Source organism: Streptomyces sp. NPDC001514 (assembly GCF_053597075.1).
On the sequence record NZ_JBSFHO010000024.1, the window covers coordinates 1 to 23,764 of the forward strand.

19 protein-coding genes are annotated in these 23,764 nt (G+C 70.9%); 6 read left to right on the forward strand and 13 right to left on the reverse strand.

Features of this window, described 5'->3' with window-relative positions; genetic code table 11:
- Together ACWCXB_RS23955 and ACWCXB_RS23960 are read right to left on the reverse strand one after the other, a co-directional pair.
- Positions 1-1,056 (reverse strand): RICIN domain-containing protein (locus tag ACWCXB_RS23955; protein ID WP_450725523.1); only part of this gene is annotated, 1,056 nt, incomplete at its 3' end.
- Between the two features lie 826 nt (positions 1,057-1,882).
- Complete coding sequence (locus ACWCXB_RS23960; protein WP_450725524.1) at positions 1,883-3,460, reverse strand: penicillin-binding transpeptidase domain-containing protein; 1,578 nt, start codon at positions 3,458-3,460, stop codon at positions 1,883-1,885.
- Positions 3,461-3,701: 241 nt separating this feature from the next.
- On the opposite strand from ACWCXB_RS23960, the gene ACWCXB_RS23965 reads away from it, so the two are divergent.
- From ACWCXB_RS23965 to ACWCXB_RS23975, 3 genes are read left to right on the forward strand one after another with little or no spacing between them, the layout of a single operon-like run.
- Entirely contained in the window at positions 3,702-6,464 is a 2,763-nt protein-coding gene (locus tag ACWCXB_RS23965) for an alpha/beta fold hydrolase (protein ID WP_450725525.1), read from the forward strand.
- A 27-nt stretch (positions 6,465-6,491) separates the two neighbouring features.
- A complete protein-coding gene (locus ACWCXB_RS23970; protein ID WP_450725526.1) occupies positions 6,492-7,430 on the forward strand; it encodes an NAD-dependent epimerase/dehydratase family protein in 939 nt (312 codons plus the stop codon).
- A complete protein-coding gene (locus ACWCXB_RS23975; protein ID WP_450725527.1) occupies positions 7,427-7,831 on the forward strand; it encodes a nuclear transport factor 2 family protein in 405 nt (134 codons plus the stop codon). Before ACWCXB_RS23970 ends, ACWCXB_RS23975 begins: the two co-directional genes overlap by 4 nt.
- A 19-nt stretch (positions 7,832-7,850) precedes the next feature.
- On the opposite strand, the gene ACWCXB_RS23980 is transcribed toward ACWCXB_RS23975, so the two are convergent.
- From ACWCXB_RS23980 to ACWCXB_RS24020, 9 genes are all read right to left on the reverse strand, one after another.
- The gene (locus ACWCXB_RS23980) at positions 7,851-8,258 is read right to left on the reverse strand and encodes a winged helix-turn-helix transcriptional regulator (protein ID WP_450725528.1); all 408 of its coding nucleotides are present in this window, start codon (positions 8,256-8,258) and stop codon (positions 7,851-7,853) included.
- Positions 8,259-8,300: 42 nt separating this feature from the next.
- The gene (locus tag ACWCXB_RS23985; RefSeq protein ID WP_450725590.1) at positions 8,301-9,062 is read right to left on the reverse strand and encodes a DeoR/GlpR family DNA-binding transcription regulator; all 762 of its coding nucleotides are present in this window, start codon (positions 9,060-9,062) and stop codon (positions 8,301-8,303) included.
- Between the two features lie 44 nt (positions 9,063-9,106).
- Positions 9,107-11,041: a BTAD domain-containing putative transcriptional regulator gene (locus ACWCXB_RS23990; RefSeq protein ID WP_450725529.1), complete on the reverse strand. Its 1,935-nt coding sequence runs from the start codon at positions 11,039-11,041 to the stop codon at positions 9,107-9,109.
- 86 nt (positions 11,042-11,127) lie between these two features.
- The gene (locus ACWCXB_RS23995; RefSeq protein WP_450725530.1) at positions 11,128-12,693 is read right to left on the reverse strand and encodes a type VI secretion protein; all 1,566 of its coding nucleotides are present in this window, start codon (positions 12,691-12,693) and stop codon (positions 11,128-11,130) included.
- Positions 12,693-14,216, reverse strand: coding sequence for an SCO6880 family protein (locus ACWCXB_RS24000; protein ID WP_450725531.1), 1,524 nt, complete (start codon positions 14,214-14,216; stop codon positions 12,693-12,695). Before ACWCXB_RS24000 ends, ACWCXB_RS23995 begins: the two co-directional genes overlap by 1 nt.
- Before the next feature lie 3 nt (positions 14,217-14,219).
- Positions 14,220-15,974, reverse strand: a complete 1,755-nt coding sequence (locus tag ACWCXB_RS24005; RefSeq protein WP_450725532.1) for a hypothetical protein — start codon at positions 15,972-15,974, stop codon at positions 14,220-14,222.
- Positions 15,964-16,746 (reverse strand): hypothetical protein, encoded by a 783-nt coding sequence (locus ACWCXB_RS24010; RefSeq protein WP_450725533.1) that lies wholly within the window; start codon positions 16,744-16,746, stop codon positions 15,964-15,966. The genes ACWCXB_RS24005 and ACWCXB_RS24010 overlap by 11 nt, the downstream gene beginning before the upstream one ends.
- Before the next feature lies 1 nt (position 16,747).
- Positions 16,748-17,047 (reverse strand): hypothetical protein, encoded by a 300-nt coding sequence (locus ACWCXB_RS24015; RefSeq protein ID WP_450725534.1) that lies wholly within the window; start codon positions 17,045-17,047, stop codon positions 16,748-16,750.
- A gap of 13 nt (positions 17,048-17,060) precedes the next feature.
- Positions 17,061-17,888, reverse strand: coding sequence for a hypothetical protein (locus ACWCXB_RS24020; RefSeq protein ID WP_450725535.1), 828 nt, complete (start codon positions 17,886-17,888; stop codon positions 17,061-17,063).
- Positions 17,889-18,131: 243 nt separating this feature from the next.
- Between ACWCXB_RS24020 and ACWCXB_RS24025 the strand changes: the two genes are divergently transcribed.
- The 3 genes from ACWCXB_RS24025 to ACWCXB_RS24035 all read left to right on the forward strand — a co-directional run bounded on the left by ACWCXB_RS24025 (position 18,132) and on the right by ACWCXB_RS24035 (position 20,145).
- Positions 18,132-19,232, forward strand: a complete 1,101-nt coding sequence (locus ACWCXB_RS24025) for a C40 family peptidase (RefSeq protein ID WP_450725536.1) — start codon at positions 18,132-18,134, stop codon at positions 19,230-19,232.
- Positions 19,229-19,837 carry a hypothetical protein gene (locus ACWCXB_RS24030; protein ID WP_450725537.1) on the forward strand — a complete coding sequence of 203 codons (609 nt, stop codon included), beginning with the start codon at positions 19,229-19,231 and terminating at the stop codon, positions 19,835-19,837. Before ACWCXB_RS24025 ends, ACWCXB_RS24030 begins: the two co-directional genes overlap by 4 nt.
- Positions 19,838-19,944: 107 nt before the next feature.
- Positions 19,945-20,145: a DUF6924 domain-containing protein gene (locus ACWCXB_RS24035; RefSeq protein ID WP_450725538.1), complete on the forward strand. Its 201-nt coding sequence runs from the start codon at positions 19,945-19,947 to the stop codon at positions 20,143-20,145.
- A 39-nt stretch (positions 20,146-20,184) separates the two neighbouring features.
- Here ACWCXB_RS24035 and ACWCXB_RS24040 read toward each other — a convergent pair whose 3' ends face one another.
- Together ACWCXB_RS24040 and ACWCXB_RS24045 are read right to left on the reverse strand one after the other, a co-directional pair.
- Positions 20,185-22,599 (reverse strand): HAD-IC family P-type ATPase, encoded by a 2,415-nt coding sequence (locus ACWCXB_RS24040; RefSeq protein ID WP_450725539.1) that lies wholly within the window; start codon positions 22,597-22,599, stop codon positions 20,185-20,187.
- Positions 22,600-22,688: 89 nt separating this feature from the next.
- Complete coding sequence (locus tag ACWCXB_RS24045) at positions 22,689-23,672, reverse strand: endo alpha-1,4 polygalactosaminidase (RefSeq protein WP_450725540.1); 984 nt, start codon at positions 23,670-23,672, stop codon at positions 22,689-22,691.
- Between the last annotated feature and the right edge of the window lie 92 nt (positions 23,673-23,764).

Sequence of the window (23,764 nt, forward strand, 5' to 3'; positions counted from 1 at the left end):
GTACGTGTTGTTCGCTCGCTTGTCGAGCCACCACAACTGGTTGTCGGCGGTCGTCAGGTTGCAGGAGTACTCGCTGACGACCTGGGTCGCTCCGAGGGCGCCGTAGCCGGGCACGTCGAGACACAGGCCGTCCTTGAGGTTCTTGACGACGTAGAGAGTGGTCCCGCCGGGGCCGGTGGTCTTGGAGTTGCCCTTGGTCAGGCTCCACATCTGGTTGTCTCCCGTCCCCGTGACGCACGCCGCTTGCTGGACGGGTTGGTCAAGCCGCCCCTTTCCTGTTCCGGGGATGTCCGCGCAGAGTCCGGTGCTGGCGTTCTTGAGCAGGATGTTCGTGAGATCGAGTGCCGGCGAAGACACCTTGCTGTTCGGCGCCAGGGCCCTCTGCTGGGGAGCGGAGGACGGTGCGGGCTTCTTGGCGTCCTGCGTCGTGGCGGCCGCAGCGGGCCTGGTGCTCTTGCTCTGGGGGGACTTCGACGACGGGCTGGGCGGAGGCGTGGGGGAAGCTGTGGCCGTGGGGGAAGCCGCTACGAAGGCTCCACCGCCCGACGAGTCCTCGCCGGAGCCGCCCAGGACCGTGTCGCCCGTCCCTGGGTCGCCTGTGTCGGTCACTGCCGCTCCCGCGGGGGCAGCCTTGTCCTGCTTGTCACCGGAACCCAGCATGAGGAGGGGGAGGGCGAGCAGCACGGCGCCCGCTATCGCCGTACCGGCGAGAATCGGCTTCCTCGGCCGGGTGAGCACACCGTTGGGCTCCGGCGGCCCTCCGTAGCCGGCCGACATGGTCTGGGTGACGGACTCGGCCCGGCCCCGTGACTGCCGGTCAGGTGTCGCCTCCTGTCCGGTGCCGCTCGCTCGCTCGACGTCCGGCTGGGCGGCCGTTGCCGTCGTGATCGGAGCCGACGTGCTGGCAGCCGTGCGTGCCGGTCCCTCTTCAGCTGCGGTGGCCGACTGTGACCGCGGCTGCTCGGTCTCGGCTTCTTCAGGAAGGGGCCGGGCCGCCGTGGCGGCTTCGCTTTGCGGAGGAGAGACCCAACTGGGCCTGCCGGGCTGCTCGGACATGGGTGCTCCCGTGTTCGTGTCAGGGGTGTCGTACTGGTCCACTCGGACTGGCCCATGAGGAGAGCCGCGCGTCCGGCCACTGGCCGCCATCCAGTCGCGCTGCGTGGTGGTACCGGGGTAACAGGGTGTGGCACGGCAACCCGTCGGGCGGACGTGGGTCCGCGCGTGCGGCGCCGTACACGTGGCCGAACTTATGAAGCTGTTGAACCGCTGGACTCCGGCCTCATCACCGGAGCATGCTCCCTGGCCGCCGTGTAAGGGGGCCGGTACTCATGAGGGAACACACCAATAATTACGTTGATGAGGGAGCGCTTGGTTGCCCGTGACGCCAGACTGATAGCACGGTGGAAGCATCGACGGACGGCCGCGGATGACACGGTTCAGGCCGCTGAGGCAGCCGTGGTGGACGTGTGCTCTGGCAGTGTGAGACGGCGGCCCCGGTGATGGGCAGGGCCGGAGCGAGGCGCCATTCGCTGTGCCCTCTTGTCTTCGGCCGCCACGACACACCCCGTCCGGCCCCAGGCGGTCCACCAGACGCTCCCGCAAGGCCCTGCGCTCTCGTGCCGTGGTGGCCGCCCATACACCGATCGACGTGAGGTCCGGGTTCATCAGGGCCCACTTCAGCCATCCATCTGACGATGGGACAGCGGGCGCACTCCTGCTTCGCTCGCCGAATCTTCGCCTCGCCTCAGCCCTGGAGGCTGAATCGTGTTCGGGGTTGAACAGATCCGGATCCGTGCTGCAGCGGGGAGGTTTTTCACCGAGCCTTTTCAGCATTGCCTCTCCAGGGTGAGGATGGCTCTCGCGATGGACGTCATAAAAAGGCTCAGTCACCTGCCGCCAGGATCTCCCGTACCACTGGTCCCGCCGTGTCCCCGCCGTGGCCGCCGGTCTCCACCACGGCCGCGGCCGCGGTGTCGTTCCGGAAGCCGGTGAACCAGCTGTCGGAGGTCTCGGCCCCGTCGACCTCGGCGGAGCCGGTCTTCGCCCCCACATCGCCCGGCAGCCCGCGCATCGCCTTCATCGCCGTCCCCTCGGCGGCCGTCCGGCGCATCAGAGCGCGCAGCTGCTCGGCGGTGTCCTCGGGCAGCGGGCGACGCGCCTGGGCGAGCGTCCGGCCGTCCAGGTCGGGGGAGAGGAGGACGGGTTGGCGGAATCTGCCCGTCACGGTGGTCGCGGCGATCGACGCCAGGTTCAGCGCGTTCAGCTGGACCTTGCCCTGCCCGATCATGCTCGCCGCCTTCTCGGGCCCTTCCGCCACGGGCACACTGCCGTCGAAGGTGGCGACTCCGCTCTTCCACTCCAGGCCGAGGCCGAACACGTCCTGAGCCTCCCGGGCCAGGGTGTCCGCGGCGATGTCGTCCGCGTGCTCGATGAACGCGGTGTTGCAGGACCGGATGAACGCGTCGGAGAACGTGGCGCCGGGGATCTCGAACTCGTTCAGATTGTGGAAGGCGGCTCCTTCGTACGTGACGTACTTCGGGCAGGGGGCCGGCTCGGACGGGCTGACCAGCCGCTCCTCCAGCAGTGCGGCCGCCGTGACGATCTTCAGGGTGGAGCCGGGCGCGCGTCCGCCCAGGAGGGCCGCGTTGAAGCCGTCCGCACGGTTGTTCGCGACGGCGAGGATCTCCCCGCTGCTCGGCTCGACCGCCACGGCCGAGGACTGCGGATACTTCTTCACCGCCCGCTCCGCGGCCCGCTGGACAGACGCCGACAACGTGGTCTGTACGACGGCCGGTTCGCCCCGCGACACGTGCAGGGGTGCCGCCGGGCCACCGCCGGGCCCGGTGATCCGCACCTCCACCCCCGCAGATCCGCCGAGCTTCGCGCCGTAGCGTTTGCCGAGGTCGGAGACGATCGCCGCCAGGGACGGGAACTCCTCGACGGTCAGTGCCCTGCCGTCCCGGTCGGTGAGCTCGACCCTGAGCCCGTCCGGCTCCACGGCTTCCAGAGTGCCGCCGTTCACCAGCCGAGGGTGCAGCACTCCGGGCGACCAGGCGACACGTGGCTCGCCGGTCCGCTCGTCGCGTACCACCCGGAGCGAGGAGTCGTACGTCCACGCCGCCGCGGCCTGTCCGTCGCGGAGCCGGGCGGTGACCGAGAACGGCACCGTCGTGGTGTCACCGGGTGCGACCTGGACGGACATCGCCGGTTCGAGCTCGTCGCGGTAGCGGGTCATCGCGTCGGAGGCCGCCGGGGCGTCGTCGGTCAGCGCCGCCGCGGCGGCGACCTCGCCGTCGGCCCAGGAATCGAGGAAGTGCTGTGACGTCGTACGGATCTCGTCGGCGGTCAGGGGGCCCGTCTTCTTGAAAGGATCCACGACGACGGTCGCCGCGTAACCCGCGGTCAGCAGGAGTGCGGTGCTCCCCGCGACGGCGAGCCTCGTGCGCCTGCTTCTCTTCAACCCGGCCTCCCGCGCCAAGCCCGTGTGTGCTCCACGGCCGCGTACCGCCCGTAGTGCCTTCCCGGTTGACTACGAACGCGGCGCCCCTTGGTTTCACACCACCATGTGCGTCGCCGGTCACGCATGGTGTGTGACGCGGTCAGGTGGTGAAACGGGCGTGCGTGATGTGTGTTCGGTCACGAACGCCGCTCGTTCATGCGCTACCGTTCGGCGCCGTCAGGTGGGAAGGAAAATCATCGTCATGGAGATTCACTCTCCCCGTACAGTCGTGGACCTGCTGCTGCGGGCCGCCGGCACGCATGCGCACACCGGCGTCCGCTATGCCTCGGGCGGTTCCTTCGGAGACGAGACACGTCTGCGGCGCTACCCGGAACTGCTGAGGGCGGCCGGCAAGGTCACCTCGGCACTCCGGGCGCGCGGACTTCGGCCGCAGGACAAGGTGGTCGTGCTGCTCGAACGGCCCGAGGAGTTCCTGACCGTCTTCTGGGGCTGCCTTCTCGGCGGGTTCGTCCCGGTCCCCATGGCCCCGGGCGACCAGGGCGGCGGCGACGTGGCACTCCGGGCGGTGCGGCTCGGCCACGTCAGCGCCCTGCTGGAGCGACCCCTGGTCATCGCCGACGCCGGGTCGGCCGCGGCACTGTCCGGTGCACCGCACGGTGCCGAAGGCGTCACCGTGATCACCCCCGCGGATCTGCACGGCACCGAGTCCGACGGCCAGGTGTACCGGGCGGACCCCGAGGACACCTGCCTGCTCGTGCTCACCTCGGGATCCACCGGTAATCCCAAGGCGGTGCGGCTCACGCACCGGAACCTGTTGGCGTCGATGACCGCCAAGAACGCGCGTCACCGCCTCGGGCCCGACGACGTCAGCCTCAACTGGATCTCCTTCGACCATGTCGCGGCCCTCCTGGAATGCCACCTGCTCCCGTTGTCCACGGGCTCCACCCAGCTGCACGTCCCGCCCGCGGTGGTGCTGGCCGAGCCGCTGCGGTTCCTGCGGCTGATCTCCCGGCACGGCGTGACGATGACGTTCACGCCCAACTTCCTGCTGGGGTCGCTGAACGCGGCCGCCGACCGTCTCGAGGAGGAGGGCCCGGTCGACCTGTCCCGGCTGCGCCATATCGTCAGCGGGGGCGAGGCCGTCGTACAGGCCACCGGAGAGCGGTTCCTGCGCACCTTCGCGCCGTACGGTCTGTCCCGCGACGCCCTGTGGCCGGCCTTCGGGATGACCGAGACCTGCGCGGGCTGTGTCTACTCGACCGAGTTCCCGCGAGTCGGCGACGGGCGGGACTTCGCCGACCTGGGCCGTCCGATCGAGGGCCTGCGCATCCGTGTGGCCGACGCGTACGGTCAGGAGGCCGCCGAAGGGCACACCGGCGAACTCCAGCTGACCGGCGCGATGATCACGCCTGGCTACTACCGCGACGAACAGGCCACCAGGGACGCGTTCACCGCGGACGGCTGGTTCCGCAGCGGAGACCTGGGCCGCATCGACGCCGGCCGACTCACCCTGGTCGGCCGCAGCAAGGACAGCGTCATCGTCAACGGCGTCAACTACTTCAGCCACGAGATCGAGTCCGCCCTGGAGCGGCTGGACGGCGTCGCCCCCTCCTACGTCGCGGCCTTCCCCACCCGCTCCCCGCAGAGCGACACCGAGCACCTGGTCGTCGCCTTCCACCCGGAGACCGACGGCGGCGACGAACTCGCCCTGCACCGGGTGCTGACCGCGGTCCGCGCCACCGTGGTCAGGCACTGGGGCTTCCGTCCTTGGCTGATCCTGCCGCTGCCGACGTCGGCCTTCCCAAAGACCAGCCTGGGCAAGATCCAGCGCTCGCTCATGCGCACGTGGCTGGAGTCCGGGGCCTACGACGCGGCGGTCGCCGAAGCCGACGCACTCATGACCCGCCGTCTCGGCGGATACGTGCCGCCTGAGAGCCGGGAGGAGAAGATCCTCACCGAGGTCTACGCGGAGCTGTTCGCCACCGACCCGGGGCGCATCAGCGCCACCGCCAACTTCTTCGACCTCGGCGGCACGTCACTGGACATCCTGCGACTGCGCAGCCTGGTCGCCCGGCGTCTCGACCGCGACGTGCAGGTCGTGACCGTGCTCAACTCGCCGACCGTCCGCAGTCTCGCCGCCCGGCTGTCAGAGAGCGGGGACACGCGCCCGTACGATCCGATCGTTCCGCTCCAGACGGCGGGGGAGAAGACCCCCCTGTTCTGCGTCCACCCCGGCGTGGGCGACGTGCTCGTCTTCGTCAACCTCGCCACGTACTTCGCTGGGGACCGGCCGTTCTACGCGCTGCGCGCCCGCGGCTTCAACCCCGGGGAGCAGCCGTTCGACACCTTCGGCGCCATGGTCGCTGCCTACGTCGAGGCCATCCGCGCGAGACAGCCGCACGGCCCCTACGCGGTCGCCGGGTACTCGTACGGCGGCGCGGTCGCCTTCGAGATCGCCAAGAGGCTGGAGGCGGACGGCGAACGGGTCGGTTTCGTCGGCAGTTTCAACCTGCCTCCGCACATCAAGTACCGCATGGACGAACTGGACTTCGTGGAGACCGCCACCAGCCTCGCCTTCTTCCTCTCGCTCATCGACAAGAAGCAGTCCGTGGACCTCCCCGGCACGCTGCGCGGACTGCCCCGCGAGGAACAGCTCGCGCACCTCGTCGGCCTCGCCCCCGAGGCCCGCCTGGAAGAGCTCGACCTCACGCTCGAGAAGTTCACCGCCTGGGCCCGGCTGGCCGACCGCCTGACCGATCTGGGCCGCGGCTACACGCCCAGTGGCCGTGTGCGGAACATGGCGGTCTTCTACGCGGACCCCCTGCGCGGCACGAAGGAGGACTGGCTCGCCGACGAGCTGAGCCGGTGGGAGGACTTCGCGGACTCCGTCCGGTACCTGGAGGTGCCGGGCGAGCACTACACGCTGATGGGGCCGCGGCACGTGGCGACGTTCCAGTCGGTGCTGCGCCGGGAACTCGACCGGGCCCTCGGCGACGGCGCCTGACCTGCACAGCCCTTCGGGAGAACGCACGTGAGAAACAAGAAGATCCTGATCACCGGTGCCACCGGACACGTGGCCGGTCCGGTGGCGAAGGCGCTCGCCGCCGAGAACGACGTATGGGCGCTGGGGCGGTTCGGCGCACCTGGCAGTGAGGAGGAGCTGTGGCAACACGGCGTCGTCACCTTCCCATGGGACATGCACGATACCCGCGACACCGCCCTCAGGGGGCTGCCCGAGGACTTCACGCACGTTCTCCACGCGGCCGTGGACCGGGGCGAGGGCGGTAGCTACAACACCGCCACCGAGGCCAACGCCGGTGCGACGGGCCGTCTGATGGCCCACTGCTGCACCGCCGAGGCCTTCCTGTACGTGTCCACTGGCGCCCTGTACGCACGTCGGACCCTGGACCACTACTACACCGAGGACGACGCCGTCGACGGCATCGCCCCCTGGCTCCCCGTCTACCCGGTCGTCAAGATCGCCACCGAGGGCGCTGTCCGGGCGTTCGCCCAGGCCCTGGGCATACCGACCACCATCGCGCGGCTCAATATCGCCTACGGTCCCAGCGGTTACGGCGGAGTGCCGATGCTGTACTTCCGTCGGATGCTGGCCGGCGAGCCCATCATGGTGCCCCGGCGAGGGCAGAACTGGTGTTCACCGCTGTACACGGACGACCTGGTCGACCAGGTGCCAAAGCTGTGGGACGCCGCCTCCGTGCCGGCCACTCTCACCAACTGGGGCGGGGACGAGGCGCTCGGCATGACCGACCTGGTCCGCTACCTGGAGGCGTTGACGGGCATCGAGGCACAGCTGGTGCCGAGCGACATCACCCGGGAGACCTATCGCTTCGATCCCACCCGGCGGCGGGAACTGACCGGCCCGTGCCGGGTCGGCTGGAGCGAGGGCATCCGTCGCACGCTGCAGTTCCTGTACCCGGACTGCATCACCAGACAGGGAGACCTTCCGTGACCGAACACAGCACCCATGTGGACGTGATCCGCACCGCCTACCGGGCCTTTCACGAACGTGACCTGGCAGGTCTGCTGTCGATCATGGCCGCGGACGTCCACTGGATCCATCCCGACTCCATGGAGAAGTACGGACTCGGGGGAACGAAGGTGGGGCATGCCGGGGTCCGCCGGTTCCTCGACCACGTGCGCACCGTTCTGAGCGGGATCACACTGCACCCGAAGGAGTTCGTCGAGTCCGGCGACCGGGTCGTGGTCTTCGGGGTACGGGAGGTCACCTCGCTCTCGGGGCACACCGAGACGCTCTCGTTCGTCCACTCCTGGACGCTGCGCGACGGCAAGGCCATACGCATGGAGGACATCTTCGACACCGCCGCGTTCCAAGCGGCGATCGAGAGGTGACCACGCCCCTCGGCCCGGCCTACGAGGCGTCGAACCTGCGGCGGGACTGGCTGATGTGTTCCCGGTTCTGGTCGGCCCACAGGATCAGCGAGGCCACCGCCTCCGTGAGGGTCCGCCCGGCCGGGGTGAGCGCGTAGTCCACCCGGGGCGGAGTGCTGGGCGTGACGGTACGGACGACGAGACCGTCACGCTCCAGGCTCCGCAGCGTCAGCGTGAGCATGCGCTGGGAGATGCCGTCGATCCTGCGCCGCACATCGGAGTACCGCATGGGGCCGCCGCGGAGCACGGCCATCACCAGGACACTCCAGCGGTCGCCCACCCGGTCCAGCACGTCCCGCAGCCGGCAGACACGATGGTCGTGACCGATCCGGCCGCGGACATCGATGTGCGCCGCGAACCGCGAGGCGCCGGTGCCTTCTTCTGCCATCCGCGAAGCATCGCCCAGTTCGTTCCAGACAACAAGCTCGGCTCAGGCCCGGAGCACCTGGGGGCCGAGCCGGGCGTAGCGCTGTGCCTCGGAGACCGGCAGACCCGCGTCGGTGACGATGGTGTCGAACTCCCCTATCTCGGCGAACCGGGAGAAACTGACCGCACCGAACTTCGGGCTGATCCCCGTGAGTATGCGGCGCCTGGCGTGCTTGACGGCGCAGTGCTTGACGGCCGCGACTGCGGGATCCGGTGTGGTGAGCCCGAACTCCCGGGAGACGCCGTTCGCGCTGATGAACGCCACATCCGTGACCAGGTCGGACAGCTTTTGGATCGCGTCTTCCCCGACCACCGTGAGGGTGGACCCGCGGACGCGGCCGCCCAGCTGCAGAATCGTCACGTTGGGCCGCGAGGACAAGGCCGCCGCCGTGGCCAAGGAGGTCGTGATGACGGTGTACGGCCGGCTGTGCGGAAGCGCCTCGGCGACCAGTTGCGGCGTGTATCCCTCGTCGATGAACACCGACTCCGCTTCCCGCAGCAGCGACACGGCGGTCTCGGCGATGCGGGCCTTCTCCCTCAGATGGCGCGTGGCGCGCGCGGCATGACTCGCCTCGAATCCCGCGCTCTCCACGGGATACGCCCCGCCGTGCGTCCGGCGGAGCAGACCCTGCGAGGCGAGCAGCCGCAGATCCCGGCGTACCGTCTCACGGGAGATGCCGAGTTCGGACGCCAGCCGGGTTACTTCGACGGAACCGTCGGTTCGTGCGGCGATGAGGATCTCACGTCTGCGCTGGTCCGCATCCATGGCGTGGTGTTCCTTGTCTTCCGTGCGATGCGTGTGGTTCCGCGTCATGCACATGCTCCAGACGGCATGGCGGCGGTTAAGGTGTGAAGCCGCCTGCGGGCGAAGGGTGTGAGCGTGCGGAGGACCGCTTCGCGCAGGACGCCGGGGAGGCGGTAATGGCCGGCGTCGAGACGGTGGGGACGCGGCCTGTGACCGGCGGACGGGCCGTGCCATACGGCCAGCTCCGCGTTCACAGCGATCTCGACCAGCGTGAGCAGGCGCTCCCGTGGGACGGCCAGCAGCTCGGTGAGGACGTCGAAGTCCAGGACCTCGCCGTGTGCCGCGGCCCGGACGATCATGGCCGCTGCCTCCTCGGGCAGGCGGTCGAGCCGGGCGCGCACGCTGCGGACGATCGCCGGCGGGACGTGCCGGGCGTCGAGCCGTTCGCGGGCCGGCAGCCGGAGGAGCTCGGTGAGGACGAAGGCGTTTCCCTCGCTGCGCCGGTACAGTGCCCGGCTGTTCTCCGGGAGCTCGCGGTGCGGGGTGTCGTCGAGGTGCCGGAGCAGCTTGTGCACGTCGTCAGCGGTCAGGGGGGACAGCGGGAGCTGCACCGTGCGGCTGTGAGGGAGGTCCGTCAGCAGGGCGGCCGTTGCGGGATCTTCGCACCGGCCGGCCGAGCAGAGGATCAGTGAGACCTCGTCGCGCAGCAGGACCGCGAGTCGGCGCAGAAGCAGACGGCAGCTGGGGCAGAGGGTGTCCACGTCGTCGGCGAGGAGCAGTGTCCGGTGCTCGGCCAGCTTGCGCACGAGCGCGGCCGTCGCGGCTTCCTCCGTCCACGGCGGGCGTGAGGCCGGACCGTCGGTGTCGCCGTTCTCGCCGGTGAGCTGTTCTTGGACGTGTATGGCGGGAGCGAGGACTTCGGCGGCGTCGGGGTGACCGCCCGTGTCGCAGCGGCACGTGAGGCGGGCCACGTGGAACCCCCTCCGGGCGGCGAGCCCGGCCGCTTCCTCCAGCAGGCGGGTCTTGCCGGCGCCGCGCATCCCTGAGACCACGGCCCAGCGCACGCCGTAGCCGTCGGCCCGGTCGAGCGCCGCCGTGATGACCTCCACTTCGGTGTTCCGTCCGACCAGGGGAAGCAACGCGGTTGCGCGGTCGATTCGACGGCCGACGGAGGTGGGGGCGCCGGGCCGGGGGGCTGGACTCCTCGGAGCGCACAGGACCGCGTCGGAGTCCTCGTGGAGGATGGCCAGATGAAGCCTGCGCAGGTTCGCACCGGGATCCACGCCGAGTTCCTCGGCGAGCCCGACGCGGAAGCGCTCGTACTGCCGCAGCGCCTCCGGGGAGCGTCCCGACGCGTACAGCGCCTGCATCAGCAGCGCCCAGGACACCTCCCGCAGGGGCGCGGTGGTGGTGAGCGCCTCGGCCAGGGGCACGGCCGCGTCCGCCTGGCCGAGCTTCAGCAGGGTGGCCACGCGGGTCTCCTCGGCGGTCTGCCGCAGCGACTGCAGGCGGCTGACCTCGACGGCGGCGAAGTCGTGGTCGCCCCCCGCGTCGTGCAGCGTCGGCCCCCGCCAGAGCCGCAGCGCGTCCTCGACCATCGGCAGGGCCTCTGCCGGCCGGCCGGCCCGCACCAGCGCACGCGCCCGGGTCAGCAGGTCCTCGAAGACCGCGCTGTCCAGAGCCGCGCGCGGGGCGCACAGGGTGTACCCGGCCGTGTCGCGCACCAGCACGGTGGCGGGGGTTCCCGGCGCACGGTGCGGCTCCAGGACCGCACGCAGTCGGCTGATGTGGGCCCGCACGGTCGAGACCGCGCCGGAAGGCCGGGCCTCGTCGGGCCACAGGTCATGGCACAGTCGCTCGACGGAGACCGGGCGATCCCTGTCAAGCAGCAGGCGGGCCAGCAGAACCCGCCGTTTGAGCGGCCCGAGGTCGATCGGCTCGCCCTGGAACCATGCCTCTATAGGGCCCAGTACTCCGAAGCGTATAGCGGTGTCTGACACATCCGTCCCCGTTCCCTGTGTGTCTGCGGATACCGTGGTCGGTCACAGGACAGTCGGCCGCAGGTCTTGCGGTCGTGGTCCGCCGGTCACAGAGCCATCCGCTCGTCCGTCTCGAACAGTTCTTTCTCGGTCTGTGACAGCACGAGCTGCACGGCGTGGCTGCCACCGGCCCGTCCCACCTTCCACAGGGCGCGGCCTCGCTGGCCGGCGCCCCACGATCCGATCAGGTCGCATTCGGCGTCGGACAGCCCGATCGCCTCCCGGGTGATCTGGAGGGGGCGGGTGTCCTGCGCGAGCTGCACCCGGGTCTCGCAGGAGGAGATGAGATCCCGCGCGATGTTCACCGCCTCGCTGCCCGCCGCGCCGACGGACTCGAAATCGCTCAGGCGGTGGGTGGCGAGCAGCTGGATGGTGCCCGTGGCCCGGGACAGGCGCAGGTCCGCGTCGATCTTCTTCACCTGGGAGGCGCCGCCCGAGCGCATCTGCCGCCAGAGCTCGTCGCGCACCACGATCCACGGCCGGTTGCCGGGCTGGTCGATGGCCGCCTGCGCCCAGGAGGACACACAGGTCAGCACCATCGCGACGGTCTCGTCGCCGTACTGTTCGAGTGCGGAGACGTCGACGGACTGGATGGGCGCCTCCCAGTCGAGTCCGACGGACGTCTCCTGGTCGAACAGGCCGCCGAGATGGCCCTTGACCATCGAGCCGAGCGCGGAGCGCAGCGACTCCATCTGCTCGCGGGCACGCTGCACCTCCTGGTCGCGCACGCGCAGTTCGTCCGCCATGGCGTCGGTGGGATCGCGCAGCCGGTCGTAGACGAGGGGCAGGGTGGGCGTCGTCAGCCGGGTCTGGCCGTGGAGCTCACCTGTGACCTCGCGGACCGCGACGTCGAGCGCCTCCTCCTCCTGCGGCAGCAGCGCGCGGCCCAACTGCAGTTCGAGCAGCGCCTTGAGCAGGGTGAGGCGCCTGCGGTGGATCTCGCTCAGCCGGCCGCGCAGCTCCGTACGGTCGGTCAGCCGGTCGAGCCCAGCACCCAGCGGTCCGGCGTCGAGCGGATTGAGGCGGCCGGGCAGCCCCGGGCCCAGACGCACCGGTTCGGCGCCCAGATGGCGGCACAGACGGGCGTACTCGCCCTTCACGTCACCGGCGATCAGTGTGCGGTGACCGAAGGCCATGAGCCGGAAGCAGAGCGCCTTGATGTGCGCGCTCTTCCCGGAGCCCGGGATGCCGGTGATCATCACGTTGGGGTTGGTGCACAGCCCTTCCCGCACCCACACCGATGGATGGGCGCTGAACGCCTCGGTGGTGAGGGTGTTCTGGCCGATGTAAGCGCCGACGGGCGGGAGCGAGGCGGCGTGGAGGAAGGGATAAGCGCCCGCCGCGTTCGCAGTGTCGGCCCGCACCACCTCGGTCCGGGGAACGCCGGCGGCGCGCCCCGCGAACGGCTGCGCCCAGCCCCTGCGGGGTGCCACGCGCATCACGGTCTCCGGGTCCTCCAGGGATTGCGCCCGTTGCCGCTCCCGGCGCCCGCGGGGCTTCGGCCCGGGCTCGGGCGCGGGCGGGCGCTGCTCGAATCCGGCAGCTGTGCTCAGGTCCGCTTCGGCGAGCAGAGTGTCCGACGGGTCGGGGCGGCGCCCCAGGGCGAAACGCATCAGAAGCCAACCCTTCGGTCGGGCAGCCCGTGGGCCAGCGGCAGGGCCGCGACGGAGAAGCCGACGTCCTGCGCGCCCCACATCTTGCGCACCTCGAAGCCGGCGGCCGCCGCGTCCGCCTGGAGCTCGGCGCACGCGGTGTCGAGCTCGGCCGGGTCGGTCACGGTCACCGCGACGAGAGCGGTCATCCGTACCACCCCGTGTCCCGAGGCCCGCGCGATGTCCTGGGCGCGGGTGACCATCGCCTCACGCCGCTCGTCCTCGCTCTCGTTCTGCCCGGTCCTGGCCCGCAGCGTGCGGGCGCTGTCCCGCTTGACCTTCTCCCGCGCCAGCTCCTGGCGCGCCTTGCGCGGCCCGAGAGGCTCGTACACCATGCTCAGCGAACGCCGGGCGTTCTGGCACGGCCGCAGCAGCGGCTGCAGGAAGGTCGCGTACATGTCCGACTGCGGCCAGGTGCGCAGCTGGTACGACACGGTCCACGCACCGTCGTGGCGGTAGACGCCCCAGGAGGACTCGGCGTACGCGGGCCCGGCGAGGTCCGGGTCGACGCCCGGCGGAACGCCCTTCCAGTCGGGGGACTGCGCGTCGTTCTGCAGCTGGGCGAGCGTCAGCTGCGCCTCGGGGTCGTAGCCGGTCCGGACGACATGGGCCAGGCCGCGCGGGGCGAGCCACTCCACGACCTGGAGGCCGGCCGAGTTCAGCGAGGCCTGCATCGCGTGCAGTTCGCGGACGAGGACGGCGGCGGCGCCGACCTGACCGCCGCCTGCGCCTTTGATGGCATGCCGGGCGCGGCCGGCCGACAGACTGACCGCCAGATACGTCTCCCGGGTCGCGGTGGACGGTCCGGCGTCCTGCATCAGGTCGACGAGGGCCGTCACGGACTGCTCGGGGGCATCGGCGGACAGATGGCGATCCGTCCAGGAACGCAGCGCGGCGCCGTCGTCGGGCAGGCAGCGCTGGTGGATCGCGATGCGGACGAGCGAGGCGTTCTCGGTGCAGTGGGTCCGCAGGAACGCGGCCCAGGCGCTGACTCGGGAGGTCTGCTGGTCGGTGTCGACGAGCGCGAGCCCAGGGAACAGTACCCGTGCCACGGCGGTGTACGTCCCGGCGACCGGGTCGTGGGAGATGCCCAGGTGGCCGCCGAGGCCGTCCGGGGCTTCGAGGAAGCGCAGGCGGGTCAGTACGCCGGGGAGATCCATCGGCTGGCGGCCCGTGCTCCCGGAACGGGGCGCGAACGCCCCGGAGACGAAGATGTTGCGCTTGGTGGCCACGGCGATCTGATACCTCACTGCCAGAGTGAGCCATTCGTCCGCGCTCAGTCCGTGCACGCGGCCGAAGGCGAGAAGGAACAGCAGCAGGGCGACGGGCACGCACACCAGCGCGGCCGACCAGCTGCCGAGGTTGACGGGGAGCAGCAGAAGCCCGGAGCCCGCCGCGAGAAGTGCGAAGCCGGGACCCGAGAGCCGGCCCATGAACCCGGACCGCTCCGACTGCCAGCCGCCGTAGGTGAGGGGGGCGGACATGGATCACACCTCCTTGTTCGGGCCCGTGTCACCGTCGGTCGACGCGTGGGAGGGCGGAACGGGCTGCATGGGTACGGGGACGGGGGTACGGCCGTCCTGTGGAGGAGCGGCCGGCGCCGTGTGCCGCTTGCGCGGACGTCCCCCCGCGGTCCGGTCCTTCGCACGGGGGCGGGCCTCCAGGAGCTGGCCGCTCCAGAAGGGCCGCTGGGTGGACTGGGCCCGGGGCATCTGGGCCGTGCCCGACGTGGTCTCGGTCTCCAGGGCGCGGGTGTACGCGGCGCCGCCGCCCACCGCGCCCGCACCGGTGAGGTGGGCGGGGTGCGCCGCGGTCGTGGAGCCGCGGGACCCGAGGAGGCCGTCGAGCTTCAGCCCGGCGGTGATCCGGGCGGGCGTGACGAACTTGGCGAGCACGGGCCAGGACGCGCAGGCCATGAGGAAGACGACCAGGCCGACGATCAGGTTCTGCGCCCCGTTGCCGGGGCTGAGGGCGAAGAAGCCGATCGAGAAGCAGATCATGACGACCGGCTTCAGCAGAATGAGCGTGATCAACATGTCCCGGGCACGCGGCCACCAGGACCGCGTGCCGTCGGACATCTGCCCCACCAGGATCAGGGGCATGAGGGCGACAAGGATCAGGATGCCCGCCTGGCGCAGCAGCAACTCCACCCACAGGGCGCCGATGGCGAGGATGCAGACGATGCCGAGCACGATGATCACACCGGTGGCGGGGGCGTCGACGCGGTCGCCGACGACGAGCGCGTCCTTGCCGCCGGTTCCCGCGCGGCCCGCGATCAGTCCGCTGAACATCCGGCCGAGCTGGGTCCGCATGGCGTCGGCCGCGTCCTGACCATCCGTTCCCCCCTCGCCGAAGGTGTAGTTGACGATCCAGTTCGACACGGCGTCGGTCCAGGTCAGGGCCGTCTGCACGGCCAGGAGATAGACGCTGGAGATGACCGCCCACTTCGCGAGCCCGCCGAAGGCGGTGGCGGCGGGACCGCCCCGCTGACTCAGCGCGACCTTTCCGAACTGCAGGAGCAGCAGGAACACGGCGACGACGGCCGACAGCGCGGTGCCGATGGCGGCCAGGTCGCCGACCCCTCGGCCGTCGAGGTCGATGGAGGAGGCGACGCCGAAGACGTCGGCGAACTCCTCCAGGAGCCAGATCACGGCGTTGGCGATGTAACCGGCTGTCTCCTGCAGTGCGTCGGACGCCGCATCGCTGATCTTGCCGGCCACCCAGGCCTGCGAGCCGCCCGCCGCGGCGGGGTAGGTGCGGGCACCGCGGGCCAGGCATTCCTGGAAGGTGTCCCCGCCCTTGACACACGTGGTCAGGAAGGCGTCCAGCTTGTCGAAGTCCTTGGCGGAGCGGTTCGCCTTGTCGCGCCACTCCTCGAGCCTGCGCGTCTCCAGAGCCTGGAGCTCACGGTCGCTGCCGTCGGCCTGGGAGAGGTCCGCCGACCTCAGCGGCACGCAGTCCTGCGCCCGGTACAGCTGGCAGTAGTTGCCCGCGCTGTCCACGCCGGCTTGGACGCCCGACCACTCGTCGGGTGGGAGCCTGCCGCTGTCCGGCCCGTACGAGGCGTGGGTGCCCGCCGGATCCGACGACACCGGGGGCGGCGTCGGGGCCGGGGCGGCCTCGGCGGCCGACGGCCGGAGACCGAGCGCGAGGCACACCAGGAACAGCAGCACGAGCGCGGCGATCCCGCGGGCTGTGCGCGGTGCCCGCGATCCACGCGGTGTACGCGATTCAGTCGCCATGACGCACCTGCACCCATCCGTCCCGCCAGGCGTACGGCGACGTCGGGAAGTAGGCCGTGGGGAAGGAGCGCTGGTCGGAGTACGGTGCGGTGTCCGTGATCCGCCACGCGTCCGACTCCCACTTAAGGACGAGTTCGACGTCCTCGTTCCTGAACGGGCTCCGGTCGTTCCCGCCGTCCGCCTTCGTCGCGTAGCGGTCGAAGTTGAGCCACACCTGCATCGTGGAGCCGGTGTCGTCCAGGGCGAACGGACGCGCGGCGTTGACGGTGGTGGAGAAGGTGATCCCGGCCGGTGTACCCCCGGACGGGGGCAGGCCGGCCGCCTCCCGCAGCCCGCGTACCTCGGAGATCCGCGCGTCGACGACCTGCCCGGAATCGGCGGAGACGACGGCGGTGAGCTGCTGCCGGGCCTTGTGGTCGTCGAGGAACGCGAACTCCTCCCAGAAGTACACCGCGGCCGAGAGTGCGCCGAGGGCGCTGCGGGGAAAGCCGGTCGACACTCCGTCCTTCTGGCCCGTGGGAGCGACGAGGGTGACCTTCTCGGCCTTCTCCGGCGTCATCGTGGGCCATACCGTGCTCGTCCGCTGCGAAGCCGTCCCGCCGGCGGAGGCGCCCGCGATGTCGCGGGCGCCGGACTGCGCCGTGGCGGGGGAGTCACCGCCGGACATCAGGGCGGACACGCCCGTCACCGCGGCGGTGACCAGAACGGCCGCCACCACGCCGACGCCTACCAGCACGAGCCGGGCCCGGCGCACCTCGTCACGGGTCGTCACGTCAGGCTCCGTTGGTCATGTTGAAGAAGGTCAGGACCAGCGCGGAGGTGGCGCCGATGCCTCCGGCGCCGAGCAGCGACCACAGGATGCCCTGCTTGCCGCGGGCGGCGAGTGCGGCCCGCTCGCTGTTCTGGCCGAGCGCGACCGCGGCCCACCCCAGCAGACCGCCCAGGACGGCGGCGGCCAGGCCCAGGCCCGCCGTCCAGTTGAGGATCGTGGTGACGGCGCCGTCGACCTCCTTGGGCAGTTCGGGTGTGACACCGGGAACGGGCGACTGCAACAGGCCGATGAGCTGGCTCATCTCTCGGTACTCCTCAGAGTGCGGCGACGGACAGGGAGAGCGGGGCGGGCCGCGGGGCGTCGGGCAAGGGCTCGCCCCAGGCCGTGTGTGCCGCGGTCAGCACCGCGGCGGCGAGCCTTTCGGCCGCCGCGAGCGTCTTCGCGTTCAGCCGTGACTTGGGCTGCAGGCCGTGCGTGCGAAGAGCGGCGTCGTACGGCAGGTCGAGTACGGCCGACACGTGCGCGGCGAACATGGCGGCGGCCGCACGGACGACCGGAGGCGCCTTCCTGTCGTCGGTGGACACAAGGCAGACGACCGTGCGGTCCAGCGGAAGCCCGTCGGCCTGCAGCGCCCGCACGGCCAGCTGCAGCGTCTGTACGCCGTTCGCCGTGGCCGTCGCTGTCAGCACCCCGATCGAGTGCGGCAGTTCGTACCATTCCCGCGTCGTGCCCGCCCGGTTGGCGCAACGCGCGACGGCGATGTCATGGCCCACCTGGTGAGGTGTGTCGGCGACGACCGCCTGCCAGCCGCCGATCGCCGCCAGCTGATGCCAGGCCGACGGCTGCTCGGGAAGCTCCAGCGGCACCGCGTGCCACTCGCCCGGATCAGTGAGTAGCTGCCACGCGTGTTGCTCACCCCAGGCCACATCGAAGCAGGCGGCGCGCACGTCGTCGCGCGAGTGCGGTGTGTGGGGATCCAGAGCGGCCAGCCCCTGTGCGCCGGAACCGGCCGTGAAGCGTCCCGGCCACGGAGACGTCAGCCGGGGCGCCAAGTCGAACACGGCGACCTCGCCGGCCGGGGCCAGCGCGTGGGCCAGCAGACCCGAGACGGTGGAGCGGCCGCTGCCGCCGGTCGCCGCCATCACAGGCACCATCAACCGCGCCTGTGCGGGCAGCTGAGACGTTGGTTGGGGGACTCTCTTCATCGTTCCCTCGCTCGAGCGGATGACGGCTGTCGGTCGTGTGGTTGGTTGTTCGCCGGCCCTCGGCACACCAGGGACTCACTTCAACTCACGTACAGCACAACCGATTGGTTCGTGAACCCTCTCGATCCGCGGCACGTTAGATGGTTGGAAGTGCGAACGGTCGTGCCCGGAGGGGGCTGTATGCGGATCAAGCACGCACTGGCCGCGGCGGCCACCGGTTTGGTGGTCACCCCCGCGGCCCTTGGTTTGGGACTGGTCCTGATCGTTCCGACGCTCGACGACGGCGCCGGTCGGCCGGCCACCAGGGGCGCCATGCCGCTGACCCAGACCTTGCGCATCGGCGAGGGCGGTGTTCCCGCGCAGTATGTGGACCTCATCCTCAAGGCGGCCGCGTCCTGCTCGGAGGGTCTGTCCCCGGCGATCCTCGCCGCTCAGCTCTACCAGGAGAACGGTTTCAACACCACGAGAGTCAGCCCGGCCGGCGCACAGGGCATCGCGCAGTTCATGCCTGGCACGTGGAAGACACGGGGCGTCGACGGTAACGGGGACGGACGCAAGGACGTCAACGATCCGGAAGACGCCATACCGGCCCAGGCCAGGTTCATGTGCGCCCTGCTGAAGAAGGCGAAGGCCCACCCCGAGTACTCCGGCAGCCCGGTGGAACTCGCGCTGGCGGGATACAACGCCGGCTGGGGACGCGTGCAGCAGTACCGGGGCGTGCCCCCCAAGTCCTTCGCCGAGGGGCAGACCTACCACTACGTACAGATCATCATGGCGACCAGCGCGAACTTCGCCGCACCGGCCCCGAGCACGGCGCCCGACGTGGTGAACGTCGGCCACGACACGCTCTCCGAAGCCCCTGCGCAGGTACGCACGGCGGTGTCCTGGGCGCTGAAGGCGAAAGGCGGCTGGTACCAGTGGGGCGGGAGCTGCACCAACCCCCTGGGCGATACGGCGGCCCACCGGTGCGACTGTTCCTCCCTGATGCAACAGGCGTACGCTGCGGCCGGTATCAGCATTCCGAGAACCACCTACGACCAGGTGAACATCGGCCGCCGGGTCGACATCGACAAGCCCAAGCCGGGCGACCTCGTGTTCAACGCGGGCTCCGACGGCAGCGACGCGCGACCCGGGCATGTGGGGATGTACATCGGGGACGGCCTCGTCATCGAGGCGCCGCGCACCGGTGTCCAGACACGCGTGGTCCCTTACAGCAACTGGCGCAACTCGACCAGCGCGACGACGCGGGTCACCGAGATTCGACGGGTGGTGGACTGGTGAGCGGCGAACTGGCACGTGACAGGACGGGTGAGGAGCGCGCGCCGCGGTACTGGCCGTGGGGGCGCGTCACGTCCAAGTTCTGGGCGACACCCGCGGGAGAGCCCACGTCCGGTACGGAACTGGCGCCGGACACCATCCGGTTCCGGCTGGAGGAGGTCGTCTCCGCCGCCCGCGACGGCCGGATCGACGACGCGGCGATGCTCGCCGGGCAGCTGGACCGCGACACGACGGACGCGTACAGCGAGGGCCACATCTACTCCGTGCAGGTACGCGAGGTCAGGGGTTACGTGGCCGCCCTCGCGGGGGACTTCGCGACCGGGGTGCGCCACTACCTCCACTGCGCCCGGACCCGGCTCACCATCCATGGCCACCGGCACCCGGACGTGGAGCAGTCCACACTGCGCGCCTACAGCATGTGGCGGGCGATGCCCATGACCGAGGAACGGTTCGTGATCGGCAACGAGCTGCTCGGCACCGCGGTGGCCATCCTCGGCGCGGACGCGCCGCTGGCCCGCGAGATCCGCTCGAACCTGTGGTCCCGCATGCTCCCGGCCGCCGGCGACGCCGCCCGAGCCGAGAGCGTCCGTGAGATGTCGGCCCAGTGACCCGGGTGGGTCGGGTGCTTCAAGTGTGGCAGCCGCAGAGGGGGATCCGTGCGATCGGTGTCGGATGACCGACCGGGTCCTCGCTGGCGGGCGAGGGGTACGACGGCATGAACCCGCTCGTGATCCGCACGGACTTCACGGACGAGCACGCCTGGGACCGCGTCGTCGAGGACCTGCGGGTCGCCACGCGGTTCCGCCTGCTGCCCGACGCGGCCGTGGAGATCAGCACGAATCTCGGTCTCGGCAACATGGACTTCGAGGACTTCGAGGACTTCGCCGGCGACGGGCCGTACGAGCGCAGCGCCTGAGGGCACGCCTCGACCGGGCGCCGGGCGCTCGCGCCGCGGTCACGCCGGGAAGTGCCGTCCGACCCGCCGCCACGCGAACTCCAGGGCCACCGCCCCGGCCGCCGCGATCGCGACGGCCGTCCAGGGCATCGTCACGCCCACCAGCTTCAGGGCGAAGAAGTCCTGGAGCGCGGGGACGACGAGGACCAGGAGGAAGACGGCGGCCATGGCCGTGACCATGGCGATGCGCCCCCAGGTGTAGGGGCGGGCGATGATGGCGAGGACCCACATGGCGATGAGGAAGAGGGTGAGGGTGGCGGCACTGGTCTCGGCCTCCAGGGCGTCCGGCCCGGTGTAGTGGCGGCGGGCCAGGAGGTAGGTGGTGAAGGTGGCGGCCGCCGCGATGACGCCGGCGGGGATCGAATAGCGCATCACCCGGTCGACGAAGTGGGGTGTGGCGCGCTCGTTGTTGGGGGCGAGGGCCAGAAAGAAGGCGGGGGTTCCCATGGTGATGGTGGCCAGCAGCGCCGCGTGGCGGGGGAGGAACGGGAACTCGACCTGGGAGACCGCCACTAGGATCGCGAGCAGCACCGAGTAGACGGTCTTGGTCATGAACAGCGTGGCGACACGGGTGAGGTTGCCGATGACCCGGCGGCCCTCGGCGACCACCGACGGCAGGGTGGCGAAGCTGTTGTTCAGCAGCACGATCTGGGCGACGGCCCGGGTCGCGTCGGAGCCGGAGCCCATGGCGACGCCGATGTCGGCGTCCTTGAGCGCGAGGACGTCGTTGACGCCGTCGCCCGTCATGGCGACGGTGTGCCCGTGCGACCGGAGCGCGGCGACCATGTCCCGCTTCTGCTGCGGGGTCACCCGGCCGAAGACCGCGCCCACGTCCAGGACCTTCGCCATGTCCTCCCGGTCGGCCGGCAGGGTCCGCGCGTCCACGGTGTTCTCGGCGCCCGGCAGGCCGAGCTGCCCGGCGACGGCGCCGACGGAGACGGCGTTGTCGCCGGATATGACCTTGGCCGCCACGCTCTGGTCGGCGAAGTACGCGAGCGCGCCGGCGGCGTCGGGCCGCAGCCGTTGCTCCAGGACGACCAGCGCGGTGGGATCGGCTCCGGTGGCGACCGCGGGGTCGTCCAGTCGGCGTACCGCACGCGCGAGGAGCAGAACGCGCAGTCCCCGTCCGTCCAGTGCCTCGATCTCCTTGAGCGCCGGGTCTCCGTTCGGCAGCAGCACGTCGGGGGCGCCGAGCAGCCAGGCGGAGGTCGCGCCGTCGCCCTCGCCGAAGGCGGCACCGCCGTACTTGCGGGCGGAGGAGAAGGGCAGCGACTCGGTGCGGCGCCACTCCTCGGAGCCGGGGAAGGCGTCGATGACGGCCCGCAGGGAGGCGTTGGGCCGAGGGTCGGACGCGCCGAGGGCTCCGAGCACCTTCCGTACGTACGTCTCGTCGGCGCCGTTCAGGGTGCGCAGCTGGGTGACGTCCATGCCGCCCTCGGTGAGGGTGCCGGTCTTGTCGAGGCAGACGACGTCGACCCGGGCGAGGCCCTCGATGGCGGGCAGTTCCTGCACCAGGACGTGTCTGCGGCCGAGCCGGATCACGCCGATCGCGAAGGTGACGGAGGTGAGCAGGACGAGGCCCTCGGGGATCATCGGGACGATGCCGCCGACGGTACGGGCGATGGCGTCCTTGAGGTTGCTGTGGTTGACGACGAGCTGGCTGATGACGAGCCCGGTCGCGGTCGGGATCATCACCCAGGTCAGGTACTTGAGGATCGTGTCGATGCCGGAGCGCAGTTCGGAGCGGACGAGGGTGAAGCGGGAGGCCTCCTCGGCGAGCTGCGCCGCGTACGCCTCGCGTCCGACTTTGGTGGCGGTGAACGTGCCGCCGCCGGCGACCACGAACGATCCGGACATCATCCGGTCGCCGGGCTCCTTCACGACGGGGTCGGCCTCGCCGGTGAGGAGGGATTCGTCGACCTCCAGGCTGTCGGCCTCGGCGACGACGCCGTCGACGACGACCTTGTCGCCCGGGCCGAGCTCGATGAGGTCGCCGAGGACGATCTCGGAGGTGGAGATCTCGGTGGAGACGCCGTCGCGGCGCACGGTGGGGCGGGTCCCGCCCATGACGGCGAGACCGTCGAGGGTCTTCTTGGCGCGGAGTTCCTGGATGATGCCGATGCCGGTGTTGGCGACGACCAGGAACCCGAAGAAACCATCCTGGATCGGCGCGACGAAGAGCATGATCACCCAGAGCGCGCCGATGATCGCGTTGTTGAGTGTGAAGACGTTGCCGCGGACGATGTCGACGGCGGAGCGGGACCTGCGCACGGGGACGTCGTTGACCTCGCCGCGCGCGACCCGGTCGGCGACCTCGGCTGCTGTCAGGCCGCGGAGCCGATGGACGCCGAGAAGCGTGTCGTCGGCCGTTCCGGTTCCGTCGCCGTACGTGTCGATCCTTGCCCGCTCGGTCATGTGCCCGACGCTACGCGGGAATTGTCACGCGCGGCTAACGATCTGAGCACCGGACGGGGGAGGGATGAGGAAGATCCCCGGCACCGGAGTCACTGCGCACAGTGCTCGAGGTGGTGGTCGGGGTCACCGGCCGGTAGCAGGTCAAGGTCGCGCCGCACGACGCTCAGCCGGTCGCCCCAGCCCTCGCACGCCCGGTCCATGCCCTCGGCGGTGTACTCGATCACGATGACGTGGTCGCCGAACGCGGCCACGTAGTCCTCGCACTCGTCGTACTGCCCGCACTCCTCCACCACGGCGAAGTCGACGCCGGCCTCCTCGCGGGCGGGAGCCAGTTCCGCCGTGTTCTTCTGGCCGATGGCCAGGCCCTTCGCGTGGGCGTGGCGGGCGAGCATGGACAGGAACGCCTTCGCGTGGTCCGCGGTCAGCAGACCGGCGGGGGCGCGGGTGTAGGTGTCGTAGTTGTCGGGCTCGACGGCCTGGTAGCCCTTGGCCGCGCACTCGTCGATCCAGGTGTGCACCCTCCGGGCGATCCGCTCACGCTTGGGGCCGGTACGGATGTCCAGCATCGCCTCGTCCCATTCCTTGTCCATGACCACCGCGCCCGATGCGTCGCGCAGCAGCAGGTCCGGGTCCCACTCCTGTTCGGCTCCCGGCTGGGCCTGGAAGGCGTTGACGTAGCAGATGTTGTAGATCCCGGGCGCGGGCGGAGAGGTGTGGTCACGGACGACGACCGTCACCCCGGGGGGCGGTGCGTACGGCGTGTGGAGCTGGTAGTCGAAGAGGGCGTGCGCGGGCGGCGGGGTCACGGCCGGTCGTGGCGTCGCCGTGGTTGGACCGCCGGTCGGCGTTCCGGTCGGTCGTGGCGTCGCCGTGGTTGGACCGCCGGTCGGCGTTCCGGTCGGTCGTGGCGTCGCCGTGGTTGGACCGCCGGTCGGCGCTCCGGCCGGTTGATCCTCGGTGTCCTCGCCGCCTGAGCAGGCCGTCGCGAGGAGCAGGCCGACGAGCGCGGTCGCCGCGGCCACGCGACTCGCGGCGGACCGGGCGGAGCGAGGGCGGCGGAACCGAGGGCGCATGTGTCGACAACTCCGGGTCAGGGGGCGGGAAATGAGGGCGGGACGCGGCCTGCGGCACCGGGCCGGGCCCACAGGCCGTCAGAAGGCTCTCG